Origin of the sequence: Enterobacter sp. RHBSTW-01064, from assembly GCF_014103035.1 — a bacterium.
Taxonomy (GTDB): domain Bacteria; phylum Pseudomonadota; class Gammaproteobacteria; order Enterobacterales; family Enterobacteriaceae; genus Enterobacter; species Enterobacter mori.
The window spans coordinates 1-21,235 of the sequence record NZ_JABXOU010000012.1; the positions used below are offsets into that span (position 1 = coordinate 1).

Below are 21,235 nucleotides of genomic sequence, written 5' to 3' on the forward strand. Positions count from 1 at the left end.
CTAAAGTGTTACCCATGTTTCCGGTTCATACCCTTCGCTTACCGGGCCTACGTGTGAGGTGTAGGCCGGGTAAGGCGAAGCCGCCACCCGGCAATTCTGCACCGTTCAACCCAACACCATCGTACTCAACCGGCAGGTACAGCACCGCCGCCCCTGCTCGTCGAACACCACAATTTCCCAGCTCTGGCTGGAGCGCCCCAGATGCAGCGGCTGGCACACCCCGCGCACCCTGCCGTGCGACACCGCGCGATGGTGCGTGGCGTTCAGCTCCGTGCCCACCACGTTCTGTCCGTCGCGGGTCATCAGAAAACCGGCCATCGATCCCAGCGTTTCCGCCAGCGCCGCCGACGCGCCGCCGTGCAGCAGGCCAAACGGTTGATGGGTGCGCGCATCCACCGGCATCTCCGCTTCCAGCGTGTCGTCACCGATACGGGTATAGACGATACCGAGATGCGCCACGAGGGTGTTCATGCTGGTGGAATTCAGCTCCTCAAGCGATAAATGACGTTTCCAGATCATCACGCCCCCAGCGTGGAGCCGCCGTCCACCACGATATCCTGCAGGGTGATATGGCTGGCGGCATCGGATGCCAGGAACAGCACCGTGCTGGCAATCTCCTGCGGACGGGCGATTTTGCCCAGCGGAATGCCGAGCTTAAACTGCTCGCCAAAGCCGCGAATGCGCTGCTGCTCCGCATCGTCGCTTTTCCACAGGGTGCGCTGCATATCGGTGTCCGTTGAGCCCGGCGACACCAGGTTGCAGCGCACGCCGCTGCCCGCCAGCTCCAGCCCGACGGTCAGGGCCAGGCTTTTCAGCGCCGCTTTCGACGCACCGTAGGCGCTCATGCCGATGCGCGGCATGTGCGCCGCGTCGGACGCCACGGTGACTATCGCCCCGCCCTGCTGACGGCGAAACTGGCCCATCGTCTGCTGGAACAGGTTGAACGCGCCGCCGACGTTGACCGCGAAGGTCTGCTGCCAGTCCTCCAGAGAGAGCTGGTCCGTCGCCCCCATGCGCAGAATACCCGCCGCGTTGACCAGCACGTCCAGACGCTCAAGGGTACTAAGCAAACGGCCACACGCATCGCTGACCTGAGCAAAATCCGCCACGTCCAGCGTTTCGATGGCGAACGGATAATCACCCAGCGGAAACGCCAGGTCGAACCCGGTCACCTGCGCGCCAGCATCCACAAACGCCAGCGCCGTCGCGTAGCCAATCCCTTTGCCCGCGCCCGTCACCCAGATCGTTTTACCGGTAAAATCGAAACCCGCCATTACTTCACCTCGCGGGACAGCAGCGCCCACCAGGCGTCGATTGTGGGATTTTTTGCCAGCATCACGAAATCAATGTCGCCGTGCACTTTGCGCCAGCGGGCGGCCAGCGCCATCATGCGCACCGAATCCAGACCGTAGTCGATCAGGTTTTCGTCATCCATCGGCTCGTCGGATTCGTCCAGCAGCGGCAGGATCAGCTCGCGCAGCGCGGCCTTCGAGGCCGGAACGGACGGCAGCAGCTCGTCGGTCATCACCACGCGTCCCGAGCGCCCTGCTACGTAATTCAGCGACATCAGGTGCTCGTCGCGGGTGAAATCCGCCAGCGCGTCGGCAATAAAGAACGGCTTGATGTCGCGCATAAAGGCATCAGTGGCGGTGGTCATACAGCCGATATGGGCGTACACGCCGGTAATCAGCAGCTGGTTGCGGCCCGTCTCTTTCAACATCTGCTCCAGCGGCGAGCGGTGAAACGCGCTGTAGCGCCACTTGACCAGCACCGTGTCGGCTTCGTCCGGCGTGAGTTCAGAGACGATGCGCTGCTGCTCCGGCGAGCGGGTCAGGCCCGGCCCCCACATGTCGTTCAGCAGGGCGCGGTCTTCATCGCTCTGCTCTTTCGGCTGGGCGGTGTAGTACACCGGAATATTGTGCGCTTTGCAGTAAGCGCGCAGTCTGGCGATATTCGCCACCACCTGCTGCATCATCGCGCTGTTTTCGCCCCAGAAGTTCAGGAAATACTCCTGCATATCGTGGATCAACAGCGCGGCGCGTTCCGGCTCAAAGCTCCAGTTCACCTTGTTAGTCGGCAGCTCTGCGGCGGTCGGCAGCGCGTAAGCGGTTAATTTTGGGATAGCCATACTCTGTTCCTCAGCCCCGGGCGCGTTCAGCAAGCCACAGGCGCAACTGTTTCTTATCGACTTTGCCGACCGGCGTTAGCGGGAGCGCATCCACGCTCTCCACGCGGTCCGGCAGCTTAAATTCGGCAACGCCCTGCTCGCGCAGGAAGCGGCGCACCTCCACCGCGCGCAGGGGCTGTTTCACCACCAGGTACGCGCAGCTTTTTTCGCCCAGCAGGCTGTCCTCCATGCTCACCAGCGCGGCGTGGATCACCGCCTCGTGGCGCAGCAGCAGGTTTTCAATCTCTTCGGCGGCGATCTTCTCCCCGCCGCGGTTGATCTGATCTTTCTCGCGCCCCTGCACGGTGATGTAGCCCTGCTCGTCAATGGCGATCAGATCCCCTGAGCAGTAGAAACCGTTCGCATCGAAGGCGCTGGCGTTGTGTTCCGGGCTGTTGAAATAGCCGCGGAAGGTATACGGCCCGCGCGTCATCAGACGCCCGACCTCACCGCGCGGCAGCGGGTTGCCGTGCTCGTCCGCCACCCACACTTCGTCGTCCGGGCACATCGGACGGCCCTGGGTGTTGATGATGCGTTCCGGCGCGTCGTCGAGCGCGGTGTAGTTCACCAGCCCTTCCGCCATGCCGAACACCTGCTGAAGCTGGCAGCCGATTTCCGCCGGAATGCGCGCCGCGAGCGTGGCGGAGAGGCGCGCGCCGCCCACCTGAAGCAGCTTCAGAGATCTCAGCTGCGCGTTCCCCGCGCCGTCGGCAATCGCCTGCAGCCACAGGCTCACCGCCGGGGGCACCAGCGAGGTGACGTTGATCTGATGCCGTTCAATCAGCGGGAAGCAGAACGTCGCGCTCGGATCGTTCGCCAGCACCACGCAGCCGCCCGCGGTGAAGACGCCTAACGATCCCGGCGAGCTCATGGCGTAGTTATGCGCCGCGGGCAGCGCGTTCAGATAACGGGTCTCGGCAGTAATGCCGCAAATCTCGTTGCTGCGGCGGATGCTGTAGTCGTAATCGTTATGCGTGCGCGGGATCAGCTTCGGCGTGCCGGTGCTGCCGCCGGAAAGCTGGAAAAAAGCCACTTCGTCGGCGGGCGTCGGATTCGGGATGAAGTTATCCGCCGGACGCGCAATCGCCGCTTCCAGCGCATGTTCGCCCTTATCGCTGCGCAGCACCACGACGCGCACGGAACGGTGTTCATCCACAAATGCATTGAGGAAGTCATCGCCAGCGAACAGGGCGTGGTCGCGATCGGCAATCAGCACGGCGGGTTTGATCTGCTCCGCGTAGGCGTTCAGCTCGCTGCGCTGATGGCTAAAGAGCGCGTTCACCGGCGCGACGCCGATTTGCAGCAGCGCGAAGAAGGTGATGTAGAACTCGGCCACGTTGCCGAGCTGCACCAGCGCGGTCTCGCCGCGGTGCAGCCCCTGCGCCTCAAGGGCGGACGCCAGGTTGTTCACCGCCTGATTAAACGCGCGGTAGGTAATGTGCCGCTCGCCGTCGATTATCGCCACGGCATCGCTGTCCGCATGGTCCGTCAGGATGTGGGTCAACGGCAGATCCTGCCAGTAGCCTTTTTCGCGGTAGCGGCGGGCAAATTCCTCAGGCCAGCGGGTAAAAGGGATGGTCATGAGTCTTCCTTAGTGCAAACCAAATACGTTGAGCATGGTGGAGAGCTTCACACCGGTTTCGCGCCACTCGCTCACCGGCGAGGAAGCGGGAACAATGCCCGCACCGGCAAACAGGCGAACGGTGTTTTTATGCAGACGCGCGCAGCGGATGGTCACCACCCACTCGCCGTTGCCTTCGCTGTCGCACCAGCCGACGATGCCGCCGAACAGCTCGCGGTCGAACGGCTCCAGCTCGGCAATCAGCTGTTTTGCCGCCTGATGCGGGAAACCGCTCAGTGCCGGCGTCGGGTGCAGCAGGCAGGCCAGCGTCAGGGCGTTTTCATTTTCACGCGCCTCGCCCTCTACCGGCGTTGCCAGATGCCACAGCGTCGGCGTGGTAATCAACTGAGGAGAATCCGGCATGCTGAGATGGTGGCTGCGCGGTGCCAGAATGGCCTTCATCGCCTGGGTCACCAGGTCGTGCTCGTGACGGTCTTTTTCGGAGGCCAGCAGCTTATTGCCCGCTTCGCGATCTAATACGTCGTCCGGCTGACGACGCGCCGAGCCTGCCAGCGGCAGCGAGCTAAAGTGCGCGCCCTCTTTGCGCAGCAGCAGTTCGGGGCTTGCCCCCAGCAGCACGCCGCCGTCTTCCAGCGGCACGTGGAAATTAAAGCTCGCCGGGTTCTGAGCGATAAGACGCTCCATCAACGCACCGCTATCAATGTTGTTATCTGTCGCAATATCAATCAGGCGCGACAGCACGACCTTGTTCACCTGCGGCGTGGCGGTCAGCGCCGCGGCGCGGGCGACCATCTCTTCAAACACAGGCTGCGGGGGGATCTCGGTACGTTTTTCAATATTCAGTGACTGCGCACCGGAGAAATAGCGTGAAGACTGCTGACGCGCCGGGCGAGAAAACGTCTGCCAGCGTTCGGGAATAAACAGCGACGACGGCTTGCGGGTATCGAATGGGATTGCCCCTACCATGACCGGATGGGCGATGCCGCTGGCCTTCGCGTTCTGAAAAGCCTGAGCTAATTTCTGCTGGAAGCGGCCTGCCGGATCGTCGCCGCCAACGGCGGACTCAGAAAAGCGGGCAACGCAGCCGGACGTCGTAAAACTGCGGTAAGGCGACATAAAGAAAAAGCTGTCTGATTGCAGCGTGGTTGCGGTGTGCTGAACTTCCTCAGCCAGGGACGTATCCATATCATCCTCCTCAAAATGATAAAAGAAGCAATAATGATTATCATTTATATTTTCGTCGGCTAACCTAATCCCACAGCGCCCCGCTGTCAACCGTCGGTCAAACAACTTGTGCGACAAACGCTTGCATCCCTTCCCGGCAATCATGAAAATGAGAAGCATTAACTTCAACGATAACAGGATGCCGCTCAGTGAAATTCCCTGCCCTTTGCCGTAATGCCTTTCTTCTGACAGGTCTTTTTGTTTTAGGACTAACCTCAGCGACCGCCGCCGACTGGCCGCGCCAGGTGACCGACAGCCGCGGCGTGCATACCCTTGAGAGCAAGCCGACGCGCATTGTCTCCACCAGCGTGACCTTAACCGGCTCCCTGCTGGCGATTGACGCCCCGGTCGTCGCCAGCGGCGCCACCACGCCGAACAACCGCGTGGCGGATGGGCAGGGTTTCCTGCGCCAGTGGGGGGATATTGCGAAACAGCGCAAGGTTGCGCGGCTGTACATTGGCGAGCCGAGCGCCGAAGCGGTTGCCGCCCAGATGCCGGATCTGATTTTGATCAGCGCCACCGGCGGGGATTCCGCGCTGGCGCTGTGCGATCAGCTCTCCGCCATCGCCCCGACGCTTATCATCAACTACGACGACAAGAGCTGGCAGGAACTGCTGACCCAGTTGGGCACCTTCACCGGGCAGGAAAAACAGGCCGCCGGGCGCATTGCCGCCTTTGATAAACAGCTCGCGCAGGTAAAAGAGCAGATGAAGCTGCCGCCGCAGCCGGTGAACGCCATCGTCTACACCGCCGCCGCGCACAGCGCCAACCTGTGGACCGCGGAATCCGCGCAGGGCAAGCTGCTGCACGAGTTGGGCTTTACGCTGGCGGAGCTGCCCGCCGGGCTGCAGACCTCCAAAAGCCAGGGCAAACGCCACGACATTATTCAGTTGGGTGGAGAAAACCTGGCGACGGGGCTGAACGGTGAAGGGCTGTTTGTGTTTGCCGGCGATAAGAAAGACGTCGACGCGATTTACGCCAATCCGCTGCTGGCGCATCTGCCGTCGGTGAAAAACAAACGGGTTTGGGCATTGGGAACCGAGACGTTCCGCCTGGATTATTACAGCGCGATGTTGGTGTTGCAGCGTTTGAATTCAATTTTTAAATAAGAGGCACGTTTCCCGTAGGCCCGGTAAGCGCAGCGCCACCGGGCATTTTGTCGGGTGGCGGCTACGCCTTACCCGACCTACAGGTTCTGCCTGAACCGACGCAACTCCACCAAAACCGCCAATAAAATTACGCCAACCATCGCTAACGCAAACCCGCCGCAGCTCGCCGAGGCCACCGGGGTCATTATCGCCCCCAGCCCGCCGAGGATCGCCGCGCCAATCGCATCCCCCGTCACGTTCTGCGCCGTCCACAGGCCGTTAATGCGCCCTAGCATCCCTTCCGGCGTCTGGGTCTGGATCAGCGTGTACTGCAAAAGAGAGCTGACCGCGCTCAGCCAGCCGAAGATCACCAGACACATCACCCCCAGCGCCCACACCGGCATCAGGCTGAAGAAGCCAATCGCGATAAACGACGCCAGCGTGGCAAACAGCATAATCAACCCCGGACGCGCGCTTTGCGCCAGGTTGCCGCTGGTCAGTGCCCCGCAGGCCGCGCCGAGCGGAATGGCGGCGTACAGCACGCCAATCTCCGAGGCGCTCATCTGCCACTCTCCCGCCAGCGCCGGGTAGAGCACGCGCACGGCGCTCGCCATCGTCAGCAGGCCGCCGAGCAGCGCAATCCCGCCAATCAGCGGGTTGCTGAACAGGAAACGAATAGCGGCCATCAGCGATTTCAGCGGATGCTCGCGCGGCTGCGGCGGAGGCGGCAGCAGCGGCAGGCGCAGCAGGGTCAGGGTGGTGATAAAGGTCCCCGCCGCCGCCAGCCCGTAGTTCCACGCCACGTTGCCGGTCGCCAGCAGCAGGCCGCCCATCATCGGCGAAATCACCGAGCCGAGGCGCACGGTGAGCATGGTGATCGCCCCCGCCTGCATCAGATTCTCGCGCCCGACCAGCGCGGGCGTTGCCGCCAGCAGCGCCGTCACGCCCAGCGAGGCGAAGAAACCGTCCCACAGCCCCAGCGCGTAAATGGCGATCAGCGACGGCTCCGGCAGCATGGCGTTCAGACACAGCCCGATAAAGCCCACGCCGCAGGTGCCGCGCGCCAGCAGGATCAGCTTTTTACGCTCGTAGCGGTCCGCCAGCACACCGCCGACCATCAGGCCGATGAACATCGCCCCGCCGGTTAAGGTGACGGATAACCCCACCAGCCAGCTGGAGTGCGTCAGGGTCTGGATCTGTACCGGCACGGCCACGCCGAGCAGCCCGAGGGACAAAATGGAGATAAAGCGAGCGATAAATACGGCGCGATACGCCGGGTGCGTTTTCAGCAGGCTGAGGTTGAGCAGCCAGGATTTTTGATTCATGACAAAGCCTTGAGTCTATTTCTACCCTTTCCATGGGCGCACATGCTAACATAGCCAAATAAGATAGATAACGATAATCACTATCATTATCAAATCATGGATGTTGCTATGTCGTTTTCCTCTTCTGCGGTGCGCGCCGTTGCCGTGCCCGTTTTACTGCTGCTCCTGAGCCTTGCGGTTGCACTCAGCCTGCTGGTGGGCGCGAAGCCGCTGCCCGCGTCCGTTATCGTTGATGCGCTTTCCGGCACCTGCCAGAGCGCTGACTGCATTATCGTGCTCGACGCCCGACTCCCCCGCACGCTTGCCGGACTGCTGGCGGGTGGCGCGCTCGGCCTTGCCGGTGCCCTGATGCAAACCCTTACCCGTAACCCGCTGGCGGACCCCGGCATTCTCGGCGTTAACTCCGGCGCCAGCTTTGCCATCGTGCTCGGCGCGGCGCTGTTCGGGTTGACCTCACCTTCCGAACAGCTGGCGATGGCCTTCTGCGGCGCGCTGGCCGCCTCGCTGGTCGTCGCCTTTACCGGCAGCCAGGGCGGCGGCCAGCTGAGTCCGGTACGTTTAACGCTTGCGGGCGTGGCGCTCGCGGCGGTGCTGGAAGGCTTATCCAACGGCATCGCCCTGCTCAACCCGGACGTCTACGACCAGCTGCGCTTCTGGCAGGCCGGTTCGCTGGATATTCGCACCCTTGAAACGTTAAAAGTGGTGGCGATCCCGGTCATTATCGCTGCCGCCGTGGCGCTGTTTTTAAGCCGCGCGCTCAACAGCCTGAGTCTCGGCAGCGACACCGCGACCGCCCTCGGCAACCGCGTGGCGCGCACGCAGCTGATTGGTCTGCTTGCCATCACCGTGCTGTGCGGCAGCGCGACCGCCGTGGTCGGCCCTATCGCCTTTATTGGCCTGATGATGCCGCACATGGCGCGCTGGCTGGTGGGGGCGGATCACCGCTGGTCGCTGCCGGTCACGCTGCTGGCGACCCCTGCCCTGCTGCTGTTTGCCGACGTGCTGGGCCGCCTGCTGGTGCCCGGCGAGCTGCGCGTCTCGGTGGTCAGCGCCTTTATCGGCGCGCCGGTGCTGATCTTCCTGGTACGCCGTAAACGCGGAGGTGGCGCATGATGGCCCCGTCCCGTCGTTTACTCACCAGCGTCTCGCTGCTGCTTATCGCCATTCTGCTACTGGCGGTCTGGAGCCTGCGCAGCGGCGCGGTGACGCTCGACTTCACTCAGGTCTTCAACGCCCTGCTCGGCAGTGCGCCGCGCAACATCAACATGGTGGTGACGGAGTGGCGACTGCCGCGCGTGGCGATGGCGATTCTGGTGGGCGCGGCGCTCGGGGTGAGCGGTGCGATATTCCAGTCGCTGATGCGCAACCCGCTCGGCAGCCCGGACGTGATGGGCCTCAACACCGGGGCCTGGAGCGGCGTGCTGGTGGCGATGGTGCTGTTTGGTCAGCACCTGACGGCGATTACCTTTACGGCGATGGCAGGCGGCATTCTGACGTCATTACTGATCTGGGCGCTGGCCTGGCGCAACGGCATCGACACCTTCCGCCTGATCATCATCGGGATCGGCATCCGCGCCATGCTGATGGCGTTTAACACCTGGCTTTTACTGCAGGCCTCGCTGGAAACCGCGCTCTCCGCCGGGCTGTGGTACGCCGGTTCGCTCAACGGCCTGACGTGGGGCAAAACCTGGCCCGCCGCGCCGCTGATTTTGCTGATGTTTATCGGCGCGCTGCTGCTGGTGCGGCGCATGCGCCTGCTGGAGATGGGCGACGACAGCGCCTGCGCGCTGGGGGTGGGCGTCGAGCGCTCGCGCCTGATGCTGATGCTGGTTGCCGTACTGCTGACCGCCGCCTCTACCGCTATCGCCGGGCCGATCTCGTTTATCGCCCTCGTGGCACCGCACATCGCCCGCCGTCTTAGCGGCACGGCGCGCTGGGGATTAACCCAGGCGGCGCTGTGCGGCGCATTGTTGCTGCTCGCCGCCGATCTCTGCGCCCAGCGGCTGTTTATGCCTTATCAACTGCCGGTGGGCGTGGTGACCGTCAGCCTCGGCGGGATTTACCTCATCGTCTTGCTCGTTCAGGAGTCACGCAAGAAATGACAGACACAACCACCCGCTTGCGCGGCGAAAATCTTACCCTCGGCTACGGCAAAAAAATCATTGCCCGTGACTTATCCGTCGCCATTCCGGACGGCCATTTTACGGCAATCATCGGGCCGAACGGCTGCGGCAAATCGACCCTGCTGCGCACGCTGAGCCGCCTGATGACACCGGCTGAAGGCAGCGTGTTCCTCGACGGGGAGCAGATCCAGCGCTTCGCCAGCAAAGAGGTAGCGCGGCGCATCGGGCTGCTGGCGCAAAACGCCACCACACCGGGAGACATCACGGTACAGGAGCTGGTCTCGCGCGGGCGCTACCCGCACCAGCCGCTGTTTACCCGCTGGCGTAAAGAGGATGACGAGGCGGTCAGCCGAGCGATGCGGGCGACGGGGATTACCGATCTCGCCCTGCAAAGCGTGGACACCCTCTCCGGCGGGCAGCGTCAGCGGGCGTGGATCGCGATGGTGCTGGCGCAGGAGACCTCCATCATGCTGCTGGACGAGCCGACGACCTGGCTCGACATCAGCCATCAGATTGACCTGCTGGAGCTGCTGAGCGAGCTGAACCGCACGCAGGGCTACACCCTGGCAGCGGTGCTGCACGATTTAAACCAGGCGTGCCGCTACGCCACGCATCTGATTGCCTTGCGAGACGGTGAGATTGTGGCGCAAGGCGCGCCGAAAGAGATTGTGACGCCGGAGCTGATCGAGCGGATCTACGGCATGCGCTGCATGATTATTGACGATCCGGTGGCGGGCACGCCGCTGGTGGTGCCGTTAGGTCGGCGGTAATTGCCGGGTGGCGGCTGCGCCTTACCCGGCCTACACTCGGCTCCCGTAGGCCCGGTAAGCGCAGCGCCACCGGGCATTTGCACTATACTAAAATTTCCTTCAGTACCGGCCCAATCTTCTCAAACGCCTGCGGTGAAATGATATCCACGTGGGCGCAGTCCTGGCTGTACACATCAAGCTCCGCTACCCACGGCGCCCACGCAACTTGCGGATCCATCGTTCGCGTGCGCTCGGCGACAAACAGCGTCGCTTTACCCTCAAACCGCGCGCTGTGCGCCGTGGTCAGTAGCCGCACCGCGTCGGCGTAGTTGCCCTCAATGGCGCTAAACAGCTCGCTGGAGCCTTGCCCCTGCTGGGCGGCGATAAACGCCTGGCGCTCGCGCTCGATTTCCGCCAGCACCTCCGGGTCGAGGCCGTTGGCCTCTTTCTCAGCCCAGTTCTGGGTTTCCGGTGGCCAGGTATCCAGCAGGCCGAGGAAGGCCACCTCTTCACCCAACTCGCGAAGACGCGCCGCAATGCCCTGCGCCAGCGTGCCGCCGAGGGAATAGCCGAACAGGTAATACGGCCCCTGCGGCTGCTGCTTGCGCAACGTATTCAGGTGATGTTCGATTACTCCATCCAGATCCGCACGCTGCTGCATCGGCCCGTCCGGGCGCGGCGACTGAATGCCGACGATAGACCAGCGCGGGCTGAGGTAGCGCGCCAGCACGCTAAACTGCCAGGCAAAGCCGGACGCCGGATGGAAGCAGAACAGCGTTGGGCCGTCGCTCTCGCGCAGCGGCAGCAGGGTTTCATACCCCAGGCGCTGCGCCTGCTCGTCGCTCATCTGCGAGTCCAGCAGCGCGCCGAGCTTGCTCACCGTGGAGGCGACCATAATCTGCCCCGGCGTAACCTTGCGGTCGAACGCGCGGCTAAGCTGTGCCGCCAGGCGCATCGCCAGCAGCGAGTGGCCGCCGAGAGCAAAGAAGTCGGCTTCAATGTCGTTCACCTCGCAGCCCAGCAGCGCGGAAAACGCCTGCGCGACGGCGACTTCGGTTTCCGTCTCCGGCGCACGGCCGGAGGATTTACTCGTCAGCTCCGGCAGCGGCAGCGCTTTGCGATCAAGCTTGCCGTTCGCGCTGAGCGGCAGCGCGCTGATTTGCAGCAGCACCACCGGCACCATGTGCGGCGGCAGCTGGGCTTTGAGCGACGCCAGCAGCGCGTCGCGATCCAGCGGTAAGCCGGATTCGGAGACAACGTATCCCACCAGCTGGCGGGCATCGCCGCCCGTGGCAGCCGCCTGGTTGAACACGCAGGCGTGCGCCACCGCCTGGGCCACATCCGGCAGCGCGAGCATCGCCCGGTCGATTTCGCCCAGCTCGATGCGCTGGCCGCGAATTTTCAGCTGATCGTCACTGCGGCCGAGATATTCCACCGCGCCGTTGTCCAGCCAGCGGGCAACGTCGCCGGTGCGGTACATCCGCTCGCCGGGGGCAAACGGATCGGCAATAAAGCGGCTGGCGGTGAGGTCCGGACGGCCCAGATACCCCTGCGCCAGCTGAATGCCGGTGAGGTAAAGGTCGCCCGCCACACCGAACGGCACCGGGCGCATCATCGCGTCAAGGATGCGTAGCCCCGTGTTCCACACCGGGAAGCCAATTGGCACGCTGTTGCCCTCCACCGCCGCCAGCTCGGGGCCAAACGCCGGATACCAGCTCACATCCACCGCCGCTTCCGTTGGACCATAGAGGTTGTGCAGCGGCGCACGGGTGAGCTGTTCCCACTCCCGGCACAGCCCGGTCGGCAGCGCTTCGCCGCTACAGAACACCTGCTTAAGGGTTTTGCAGCACGCCGCGTTTTCCGGGGTCAGCGAGGCGACAAAGGCCGCCAGCATCGACGGCACGAAGTGGGTGGTGGTCACGCCGTACTGCGCGAAGAAACTCTGCATTGCCTGCGGATCGCGGTGCGCGTCCGGCTCGGCCATCACCAGCTTCGCCCCGGCGATAAACGGCCACCAGAACTCCCACACCGACACGTCAAAGCTGCACGGCGTTTTCTGTGCCACCACGTCAAACGCCGTCAGAGGGTAATGGTCCTGCATCCACTTCAGGCGGTTAACGATAGCAGTATGGCCGACCATGACCCCTTTCGGGCGTCCCGTCGAACCGGAGGTAAAGATGATGTACGCCGTCTGCTCCGGCGTCGCCAGGCGCAGCGGTTCCGCATTCTCAGCCGGTAACAGTGTGTTGTAACTAAACGTCGTAATCGGCAGATCGCTAAAGCGCGGGAGCTGCTCGTCGGTGGTAATGAGCAGGGACGGCTTCGCGTCCTCCAGCATCATCCGCAGGCGGTCGTCCGGGTAGCCGGTATCCAGCGGCAGCCACGCGGCACCGGCCTCGACGATGCCGTGCAGCGCCAGCGTCAGGAACACAGAGCGCGGAAGTGCCACCGCCACGCTGTCGCCCGGCTTCACGCCGCGTGCGCGCAGCAGGTTTGCCAGCGCGACCACCTGCTCGCGCATCTGACGATAGTTCAGTTCGATGTGCGCATCCACCAGCGCGGGGGCGTCCGGCGTTTTGCTCGCCTGCTCCGCCACCAGATCCGCCAGCGTGGTAGACGGCAGCGCCAGCCCGGTATCGTTGATGCGGGCGAGCTTCGCGTATTCCTGCTCTGAAACGGTTTCCACTTCGCCGCAGCGCAGGTCCGGATTAGCCGAAAACTGCAGCAGCATCGCGTTCAGGCGCGCCACGTGACGAGTAAGCGTCGCCTCATCGTAACGCTGTTTATTGGCGAGGATCTCAATGCTCAAGCCACCCTGTTCGTCCGGGAACAGCGCCAACTCCAGATCGTTCACCGGGCCGGTTGCCAGCGTGTGGGTGATGGCCTCCACGCCGTCGATATCCAGCTGATAATCGAAAACCTTAACGTTCAGCACCGGGCCAAACAGCGCTTCGTCGCCTGCGGCACGCCCGCTATCGCGCACGATCTGCTCGGCGTCGTAGCGCTGATGGCGGCGCATTTTTTTCAGCTGGTTCGCCAGGCGCAGCGCCAGCGCGGGCAGGCTCTCCTGCGCGTCGATATTGACCGCCAGCGGCAGCACGTTCAGCACCGGCCCGGTCGCGGTGAGCGCCGCGGAGCCCATGCGGCGCATAAAGATAAACCCGGCGGCGTAGTCCAGCCGTCCGGTGAGGCGGCCCAGCCACAGCGCCACCAGCGCAAGCGCCAGATCGGTGCGCTGCGCCTGCCCTGCCGCCTGTGCAAGCTGGCTAAAGGCGCGGCCGTCCATTGCAATTTTCAGGCGCAGAATGTCGGTAGTGGCGGCGCGTCCCGGCAGCGGCGCGGAAGAGAGCGAGACCGGAGAAGGAAGCTGCTTGCGCTGCTCTGCCCAGAAGGCACCGTCGCGCGCGTATGCCTCGCTGTCGCGATAGCGCTGATACTCGTCCACCACCTCGGCAAACGGTGTAAACGGGGATGCAGGCGTCGGCTCACCCTTTTTCCAGGCGGTATAAATCGCGGCGATCTGGCGGGTAATGGCCGGGAAGCTGAAGCCATCCACCACCAGATGGTGATAGCGCTGATACCAGTACCAGTGGCTTTCCCCCACCTGAATCAGCTGGTGAAACGCCAGCGGCTGCCCGCTGTCGACGCGCAGGTTCTGGTTGAGATCGGCCTCCATCAGCGCCACGGCGGCGTCGTGAGAGGTAGCGCGAACGATGGACGGCTCCGGCAGAATGAAGGTGTCATCCACCCACTGCCACACCTCGCCGTTATCCTCGGCAAAACGCGTGCGCAGGGTATCGGCCTGCATCATGCCAGCGGCAATCGCCTTTGCCAGCAGCGGCGCATCGATGTCGCCTTTCAGTTCGGTGTAGTGCGCCACGCTCCAGGCGTTTGGCAGGGAGGAAAGCTGCTCCGCCATCCAGATACCCGGCTGGGCGGCAACGAGAGGAAGACGGTTCATGCGCTCCCCTCCGCAAAATGGGACGGGATAAGCGTTTGCCAATGCCCGGCAAGCCACTGCTGGCACGCCTCCTGGGACTGCGGCTCGCAGACAACGCGCCAGCCTGCGGGCAATTCGCACTGCTGCGGCCACAGGCTGTACTGCCCCTGGACGTTTTGCAGAATGGCGAACTGTCCCTGCGGATTATCGAAAGGATTGCTGAATTCCATACAGACTCCGTTAGTGAATAAGCGGCTGCCAGAGGGTCATCAGCCCCTGCGTCAGCCCACCGCGCCAGCAAAGCGCATCGTGCCCGCCGTCAACCTGACGCCAGAAAATCGGCTGCTGCGTGTGTAGTTCGGCGAAAATCGCCTGATTCGCGCGGAAGATAAGCGGCTCGTTGCGCCCGGCCTCGAGGACAATGCGCAGCCCGCGTGCGGTTTTTTCACCCGCTTTAAGTTGTTCGATGAGCAGCCCGTCCTGCTGCGCGCCGCGGTGCGGCCACCAGTAGGAGCCGGACTGGCTGAGGATGCAGCCAAAACGCTGCGGCCAGTTGAGGCCCGCATAGAGGGAAGAGAGCCCGCCGAAGCTCTGACCCGCCACCACGGTATGGTCGGCGCGGTCGCTGAACGGGGCCATGCTTTTCACCTGCGGGAGAAGTTCGTCCTGCACCGCCAGCCAGAAATCAGGGTTACACGGCAGCTCGCGGCTGCGGTGTGCGGTGTCAATCACGTCGATTAAGACATAGACCGCAGGCGGCAGTTTGCCTTCATGGGTGAGCGACGCCAGCGCAGGCCAGACGGGCATGCTTTCGGCCCAGAACTGCCCGTCGAGCAGCACCGCCAGCGGGCGCTCGGGGCTTTCATCCCCGGTGGTAAAAATCCACACGCGGCGACGGTTCTTCAGACGCGCGCTGTGCCACTCAATGCAGACAGGCTTTTTGTAAGGGGTATCGGGATGGTTCCAGCCGGGCTGTACGGGCGCCTCCGGCATCTCCAGCGCCGAGACGGCGTGCCCGCGCCCGCCGCGCCAGCTCTGGGCATTCAGCGGGTCGGACACCGCGTGCGGCAATAGTTTGCGCCAGCCTTCGCGCAGCGCCATGCGGTCCGGCTGATCGCCTTCAAACACTGCGCTGGCAAAATCGTTTTCATTGTCGGAGGGGATAAAACAGTAGCTGCCGCGCCATTCCGGGCTGAACTCGCCCTGCCACTGCCAGACGTCGGTATCCGGGATACGTTCAAGGGACTGCGGACGGGCATTTTGATGGTGATCGGTCACACCGGTGACGTAGAGCCAGACGCGTTTAACCGTTGACGTTTTCTGCGTTCCTGCCGGGTCACGCCACCAGAAGGTGACGCGATAATTCGCCTTCAGACGTTCCCATTCTGGCCCGTTTTTGGACTGCCACCAGGCTTCACTTCCCGTTGTTAACGCCGTCACCCTTATAACCTCATGTTTAACAGTCTTTTTTGTTTCAGGACAAATTTTATTGATAATATTATTGATAACTATTTGCATTTGCAATAGCGTAATGCCCGCGCTGTGGGAAGCGCGCTCATTAAATAACCATAAAAGCGGGACGTACAATGAATAAGAAGATTCACTCTCTGGCCTTGCTGGTCAATTTAGGGATTTATGGTGTCGCGCTGCCTGCCATGGCAGACGACAACACCGCTACCGCGCAGCACGAAGACACGATGGTGATCACCGCCGCCGAGCAGAACCTGCAGGCGCCAGGCGTGTCGACCATCACCGCCGATGAAATCCGTAAAAACCCGCCCGCGCGGGACGTGGCTGAAATCATCCGCACCATGCCGGGCGTCAACCTGACCGGGAACTCCACCAGCGGCCAGCGCGGAAACAACCGCCAGATCGATATTCGCGGCATGGGTCCGGAAAACACCCTGATCCTGATCGACGGCAAGCCGGTCACCAGCCGTAACTCCATCCGTCTGGGCTGGCGCGGCGAGCGTGACACCCGCGGCGATACCGGCTGGGTGCCGCCAGAGATGATCGAACGCATCGAAGTGATCCGCGGTCCGGCCGCCGCGCGCTACGGTAACGGCGCGGCTGGCGGCGTGGTGAACATCATCACCAAAAAATTCGACAACCAGTGGCACGGCTCCTGGAACACCTACCTGAATGCGCCAGAACACAAGGACGAAGGTTCCACCAAGCGCACCAACTTCAGCCTCAGCGGTCCGCTGGGCGGCGACTTCAGCTTCCGCATGTTCGGCAACCTGGACAAAACCCAGGCCGACGCATGGGACATCAACCAGGGCCACCAGTCCGATCGTACCGGTGCCTACGCCAACACCCTGCCGGCTGGCCGTGAGGGCGTGGAAAACAAGGACATCAACGGCGTGGTGCGCTGGGACTTCGCGCCTATGCAGTCCCTTGAGTTTGAGGCGGGCTACAGCCGCCAGAACAACCTCTACGCGGGCGACACGCAGAACACCAATAACGATAACGCGCTGGTGAAGAAGAACTACGGCAAAGAGACTAACCGTATCTACCGCCAGAACTTTGCAGTGACCTGGAACGGCGGCTGGGATAACGGCATCACCACCAGCAACTGGGCGCAGTACGAACACACCCGCAACTCGCGTCTGGGCGAAGGGCTGGCGGGCGGGACGGAAGGCTTGTTCAACAGCAATAAATTCACCGACACCGACCTGGCCGACGTGATGCTGCACAGCGAAATTAACCTGCCGATTGATTTCATCGTCAACCAGAACCTGACCCTGGGCACCGAGTGGAACCAGCAGCGCATGAAGGACTCCACCTCCTTCTCGCAAACCCTGCAGGGCGGCACCGTTCCGGGCATGAGCGACGACCGCAGCCCGTACACCTCGGCGGAGATCTTCTCCCTGTTCGCCGAAAACAACATGGAGCTGACCGACAGCACCATGCTGACCCCGGCGCTGCGCTTCGACCACCACACCATCGTCGGCAATAACTGGAGCCCGTCGCTCAACCTGTCGCAAGGTCTGGGTGATGACTTCACGCTGAAGATGGGGATCGCGCGCGCCTACAAAGCGCCGAGCCTGTACCAGACCAACCCGAACTACCTGCTCTACAGCAAAGGCCAGGGCTGCTACTCAAGCTCCGACGGCGTGGGCTGCTACATGATGGGCAACGACGACCTGAAAGCCGAAACCAGCATCAACAAAGAGATCGGCCTGGAGTGGAAACGCGACGGCTGGCTGGCGGGCGTGACCTGGTTCCGCAACGACTACCGCAACAAGATTGAAGCGGGCTACGCGCCGATTGGCCAGACGTCCACCAGCAAAGTCACCACCGATATTTACCAGTGGGAAAACGTGCCGAAGGCGGTGGTGGAAGGTCTGGAAGGCTCCCTGAACGTGCCGGTCAGCGACACCATCAACTGGACCAACAACATCACCTACATGCTGCAGAGCAAGAACAAGGAGACCGGCGACCGTCTGTCGATCATTCCTGAGTACACGCTGAACTCCACCCTGAGCTGGCAGGTGCATCAGGACGTGTCGCTCCAGTCGACCTTTACCTGGTACGGCAAGCAGCAGCCGAAGAAGTACAACTACAAAGGTCAGCCGGTGACCGGGTCTGAGAAAGACGAAGTCAGCCCGTACAGCATCGTGGGCCTGAGCGCGACCTGGGACATGACCAAAAACGTCAGCCTGACCGGCGGCGTGGATAACGTCTTCGACAAGCGCCAGTGGCGCGCGGGTAATGCCCAGACCACCGGGAACACCACTACCGGTGCGTATATGTACGGTGCGGGTGCGTATACGTATAATGAGCCGGGCCGCACCTGGTATATGAGCGTAAACACAAGATTCTGATACAGGCAGTGACGTCCCCCTCTCCCTGTGGGAGAGGGTTGGGGTGAGGGCATCAGGCCGCACTATTTAGTGATAGAGGAAAAACATGCACACCACCCACAGCACGTTCATTCTCGCTAACCTCACCGTCCACCACGTCACCTTCGACCCCACCACCTTCACCGACACCGATCTCCTCTGGCTTCCGCACCACGCTGAGCTTTCACACGCCGGACGCAAACGCAAAGCCGACCATCTTGCCGGACGCATCGCCGCCGCGCACGCCTTACCGGATCACTCCATTCCCGGCATTGGCCCCAGCGGCGAACCGCTCTGGCCGGACGGTATTTCCGGCAGCATCACCCACAGCGGCACGCAGGCCATGGCGGTTGTGGTCCGCGAGCGACAGGCGCTTATCGGCATCGATTGCGAAGCGATACTTCCCGAAAACGAAGCCAGAGAAATAAAGGATGGGATCATCGATGTGCAGGAAGAGCCTGTGCTTTCCCGCTCGGGATACCCGTTCGCTCTTGCACTGACGCTGGTGTTTAGCGCCAAAGAGAGCCTGTTTAAAGCCCTCTTTCCACGGGTGCAGGCTTATATGGGGTTTGACAGCGCCCGGGTGACAAAGCTTGACGATAAGACGCTTACGCTGGCGTTGACTCGTCAACTGGCAGGCTTTAACGAAGGCGCAGCCTTCACCCTTCACTGGCAACAGCAGGGTGAACAGGCGATCACCCTGCTGTCACGCTCTCCTGCCGACGGGCCTTCACGCTGGTGACCCCGAACGTCACGATAAACACCAGTGCGAACAGCACTACGATGGTCGGCGCAGGCGCGCTGTCGAGATAAAACGACGCATACACACCGCTTACCGACACGAGGGCTGAAACGGCGACCGCGACCAGCAGCGCCATGTGGAAGCGTCGGGTGATCAGCACCGCCACCGCACCGGGGGCAATCAGCAGCGAAATTGACAGAATAATCCCCACCGCCTTCAGCGTCGCCACGATGGTTAGCGAGACCATGCACAGCAAGCCGTAGTGCAGCCAGCGGGTGCGCAGCCCGCTCGCCTGCGCCTGCTGGTAATCAAAGCAGAACAGCAGAAAGTCGCGCCACTTCAGGCCAATCACCAGCGCGATCAGCCCCGCCACGATCCCGCTTTGCAGAATGTCCATCCCGTTAATGCCCAGCATATCGCCGAACAGAATGTGGTCGAGATGCACCTCGGGTTTGACGGCGATATAGAGGATCAGGCCCGCGCCGAACATGCCGGAAAACACGATCCCCATGACCGTATCCTGCTTGATTCGGCTGTTATCCTTCAGGTATCCGGTGGCGACCGCGCAGAACAACCCGGCCACAAATGCCCCCAGCGCCAGCGGCAGGCCCATCATCCACGCCAGCACCACGCCGGGAAACACCGCGTGGCTCATGGCGTCGCCCATCAGCGCCCAGCCTTTCAGCACCAGAAAAACCGACAGCAGCGCGCAGGGCACGGCCACCAGGAGTGAAATCAGCAGCGCGTTGTTCATAAACGCAAACTGGAAGGGGTCAAGGAGCAGCGCCATCATGGGTGTGCCTCCTGTGCGAGACGTGCGCGACGGCGGCTGGCGAGCAGCCCATGCTTCGGCGCAAAGACGAATGCCAGCAGGAACAGCAGCGTCTGGGCGACCACGATAATGCCGCCGGTCGCGCCGTCCAGATAGTAGCTGGCCCACGCGCCGAGGAAGCTGGTGATGCTGCCAATGGCGACCGCAATCATCAGCAGGCGCGGAAAGCGGTCGGTCAGCAGCCACGCGGTCGCGCCGGGGGTGACCACCAGACAGATCACCAGAAACGCGCCGACGGTTTGCAGCGCCGCCACGGTAGAGACCGCCAGCAGGGTAAAGAAGAGAATTTTCAGGCGTTCAGGACGCAGGCCGATGGCGCGGGCGTGGTTCTCATCAAAGAAGGTTACCATCAGATCTTTCCATTTGAACAGCAGGATAACCATCGACACCACGCCGATAATCGCCAGCTGGACGATATCCTCCGGGGCGATAGCCAGAATATTGCCGAGCACGATGGTCTGAATGTTCACCGAGGTCGGGTTGAGCGAGACCATAAACAGCCCCAGCCCGAAAAAGGAGGAGAAGATCAGCCCGATGATGGCATCCTCCTTCAGACGGCTGCGCTGGTTGAGAAACAGCATGCTGCCCGCCGCCAGTCCGCCTGACAGGAACGCCCCCAGCGAGAACGGCAGCCCGAGCATGTAGGCTCCCGCCACGCCGGGCACGATGGAGTGCGACAGTGCATCGCCGATCAGCGACCAGCCTTTAAGCATCAGGTAGCAGGAGAGAAACGCGCACAGCCCGCCCACCATCGCCGAGACCCACATCGCGTTGAGCATGTACTCGTAGCCGAAGGGTTCGAGAAGCGCGTTCATTTGGCCTCCTGTCGGTGCGTCACGAAGGGGCGTTCGTCGTCGGTAATAATGCGATCTTCCGAACCGCTGAGCACCACATGGCGCAGCACGCCGCTAAAGGCGCGCTCAAGATTTTCGGCGGTAAAGGTGGTTTCCGTCGGGCCGCTCGCCAGAACGGTGCCCTTGACCATCACCGTGTAATCACAAAACTCCGAGACCGAGCCCAGGTTATGGGTCGAGACCAGCATCGTTTTGCCCTCGTCGCGAAGCTCGCGCAGCAGGCTGATGATCCTGGCTTCGGTTTTGACGTCCACGCCGGTAAACGGCTCGTCGAGCAGGATCACCTCGCCCTGCTGGGCAATCGCCCGGGCCAGAAACACGCGCTTCTTCTGCCCGCCGGACAGCTCGCCAATCTGCCGATGGCGCAGCTCGAGCATATCCACGCGCTTCAGGGCGTCGGTCACGATTTGTCTGTCGCGATCTTTGGGCCGACGCAGAAACCCCATGTGCCCGTAGCGGCCCATCATCACTACATCTTCGACCAGCACCGGAAACGACCAGTCAACCTCTTCCGACTGCGGCACGTAGGCGACCAGGTTCTGGCGCAGCGCCCGGTGAGGCGGTAGCCCCAGAATGGTGATAGTGCCGCTCGCCGCCCGCACAAAGCCCATCACCGCTTTGAACAGCGTGGACTTGCCGGAACCGTTCACGCCTACGAGGGCGGCAATCGATCCGCCCGGCACGCTGAACGACGCGTCGCGCAGCGCCGTGTGGCCGTTGCGGTAGGTCACGGTGACGTCTGAGACAACAATCCCCTCGTGCAT

The 21,235-nt window shown here is 62.6% G+C and carries 18 protein-coding genes; 6 read left to right on the top strand and 12 right to left on the bottom strand.

Translation table 11 applies throughout. The annotated features are described in order from the left end of the window. Positions 1–105: 105 nt before the first annotated feature. From entH to entC, 5 genes are read right to left on the bottom strand one after another with little or no spacing between them, the layout of a single operon-like run. Complete coding sequence (entH, locus tag HV355_RS23215) at positions 106–519, bottom strand: proofreading thioesterase EntH (RefSeq protein ID WP_182403727.1); 414 nt, start codon at positions 517–519, stop codon at positions 106–108. Further along, on the bottom strand, positions 519–1,274 hold the full coding sequence (gene entA, locus HV355_RS23220) for a 2,3-dihydro-2,3-dihydroxybenzoate dehydrogenase EntA (protein ID WP_182403729.1): 756 nt from the start codon (positions 1,272–1,274) through the stop codon (positions 519–521). Before entA ends, entH begins: the two co-directional genes overlap by 1 nt. After that, entirely contained in the window at positions 1,274–2,128 is an 855-nt protein-coding gene (locus HV355_RS23225) for an isochorismatase (RefSeq protein WP_108415821.1), read from the bottom strand. The genes entA and HV355_RS23225 overlap by 1 nt, the downstream gene beginning before the upstream one ends. A 10-nt stretch (positions 2,129–2,138) precedes the next feature. Further along, a complete protein-coding gene (gene entE, locus HV355_RS23230; RefSeq protein WP_182403731.1) occupies positions 2,139–3,749 on the bottom strand; it encodes a (2,3-dihydroxybenzoyl)adenylate synthase EntE in 1,611 nt (536 codons plus the stop codon). 9 nt (positions 3,750–3,758) lie between these two features. Beyond that, positions 3,759–4,934 carry an isochorismate synthase EntC gene (entC, locus tag HV355_RS23235; RefSeq protein ID WP_182403733.1) on the bottom strand — a complete coding sequence of 392 codons (1,176 nt, stop codon included), beginning with the start codon at positions 4,932–4,934 and terminating at the stop codon, positions 3,759–3,761. 188 nt (positions 4,935–5,122) lie between these two features. Here entC and fepB point away from each other — a divergent pair, with 188 nt between their 5' ends. Then, positions 5,123–6,082, top strand: coding sequence for a Fe2+-enterobactin ABC transporter substrate-binding protein (gene fepB / locus HV355_RS23240; protein WP_182403735.1), 960 nt, complete (start codon positions 5,123–5,125; stop codon positions 6,080–6,082). A gap of 77 nt (positions 6,083–6,159) precedes the next feature. Here fepB and entS read toward each other — a convergent pair whose 3' ends face one another. Beyond that, positions 6,160–7,386 (bottom strand): enterobactin transporter EntS, encoded by a 1,227-nt coding sequence (gene entS, locus HV355_RS23245; RefSeq protein ID WP_182403737.1) that lies wholly within the window; start codon positions 7,384–7,386, stop codon positions 6,160–6,162. A gap of 108 nt (positions 7,387–7,494) precedes the next feature. On the opposite strand from entS, the gene fepD reads away from it, so the two are divergent. From fepD to fepC, 3 genes are read left to right on the top strand one after another with little or no spacing between them, the layout of a single operon-like run. Beyond that, positions 7,495–8,499, top strand: a complete 1,005-nt coding sequence (fepD, locus tag HV355_RS23250; RefSeq protein ID WP_174340521.1) for a Fe(3+)-siderophore ABC transporter permease — start codon at positions 7,495–7,497, stop codon at positions 8,497–8,499. Next, positions 8,499–9,488, top strand: coding sequence for an iron-enterobactin ABC transporter permease (gene fepG / locus HV355_RS23255; protein WP_182403808.1), 990 nt, complete (start codon positions 8,499–8,501; stop codon positions 9,486–9,488). Before fepD ends, fepG begins: the two co-directional genes overlap by 1 nt. Beyond that, the gene (gene fepC / locus HV355_RS23260) at positions 9,485–10,279 is read left to right on the top strand and encodes an iron-enterobactin ABC transporter ATP-binding protein (protein WP_182403739.1); all 795 of its coding nucleotides are present in this window, start codon (positions 9,485–9,487) and stop codon (positions 10,277–10,279) included. The genes fepG and fepC overlap by 4 nt, the downstream gene beginning before the upstream one ends. Before the next feature lie 82 nt (positions 10,280–10,361). On the opposite strand, the gene entF is transcribed toward fepC, so the two are convergent. The 3 genes from entF to fes are packed head-to-tail and all read right to left on the bottom strand — an operon-like array spanning position 10,362 to position 15,638. Further along, positions 10,362–14,219, bottom strand: coding sequence for an enterobactin non-ribosomal peptide synthetase EntF (gene entF, locus HV355_RS23265; protein ID WP_182403741.1), 3,858 nt, complete (start codon positions 14,217–14,219; stop codon positions 10,362–10,364). Continuing rightward, positions 14,216–14,428 (bottom strand): MbtH family NRPS accessory protein, encoded by a 213-nt coding sequence (locus HV355_RS23270; RefSeq protein ID WP_108415813.1) that lies wholly within the window; start codon positions 14,426–14,428, stop codon positions 14,216–14,218. Before HV355_RS23270 ends, entF begins: the two co-directional genes overlap by 4 nt. A gap of 10 nt (positions 14,429–14,438) precedes the next feature. After that, a complete protein-coding gene (fes, locus tag HV355_RS23275) occupies positions 14,439–15,638 on the bottom strand; it encodes an enterochelin esterase (protein WP_182403743.1) in 1,200 nt (399 codons plus the stop codon). Between the two features lie 146 nt (positions 15,639–15,784). Here fes and HV355_RS23280 point away from each other — a divergent pair, with 146 nt between their 5' ends. After that, positions 15,785–18,025 carry a TonB-dependent siderophore receptor gene (locus HV355_RS23280; RefSeq protein WP_182403745.1) on the top strand — a complete coding sequence of 747 codons (2,241 nt, stop codon included), beginning with the start codon at positions 15,785–15,787 and terminating at the stop codon, positions 18,023–18,025. Positions 18,026–18,110: 85 nt separating this feature from the next. Continuing rightward, positions 18,111–18,785 (top strand): enterobactin synthase subunit EntD, encoded by a 675-nt coding sequence (gene entD, locus HV355_RS23285; protein ID WP_182403747.1) that lies wholly within the window; start codon positions 18,111–18,113, stop codon positions 18,783–18,785. Here entD and HV355_RS23290 read toward each other — a convergent pair. Genes HV355_RS23290 through sitB form a run of 3 tightly spaced genes read right to left on the bottom strand, consistent with a single transcriptional unit; the run spans position 18,739 to position 21,235 of the window. After that, positions 18,739–19,578, bottom strand: a complete 840-nt coding sequence (locus tag HV355_RS23290; protein ID WP_182403748.1) for a metal ABC transporter permease — start codon at positions 19,576–19,578, stop codon at positions 18,739–18,741. The two genes, entD and HV355_RS23290, sit on opposite strands and share 47 nt — an antisense overlap. Next, positions 19,575–20,432: an iron/manganese ABC transporter permease subunit SitC gene (sitC, locus tag HV355_RS23295; protein WP_042713805.1), complete on the bottom strand. Its 858-nt coding sequence runs from the start codon at positions 20,430–20,432 to the stop codon at positions 19,575–19,577. The genes HV355_RS23290 and sitC overlap by 4 nt, the downstream gene beginning before the upstream one ends. Beyond that, entirely contained in the window at positions 20,429–21,235 is an 807-nt protein-coding gene (gene sitB / locus HV355_RS23300; protein ID WP_010428383.1) for an iron/manganese ABC transporter ATP-binding protein SitB, read from the bottom strand. Before sitB ends, sitC begins: the two co-directional genes overlap by 4 nt.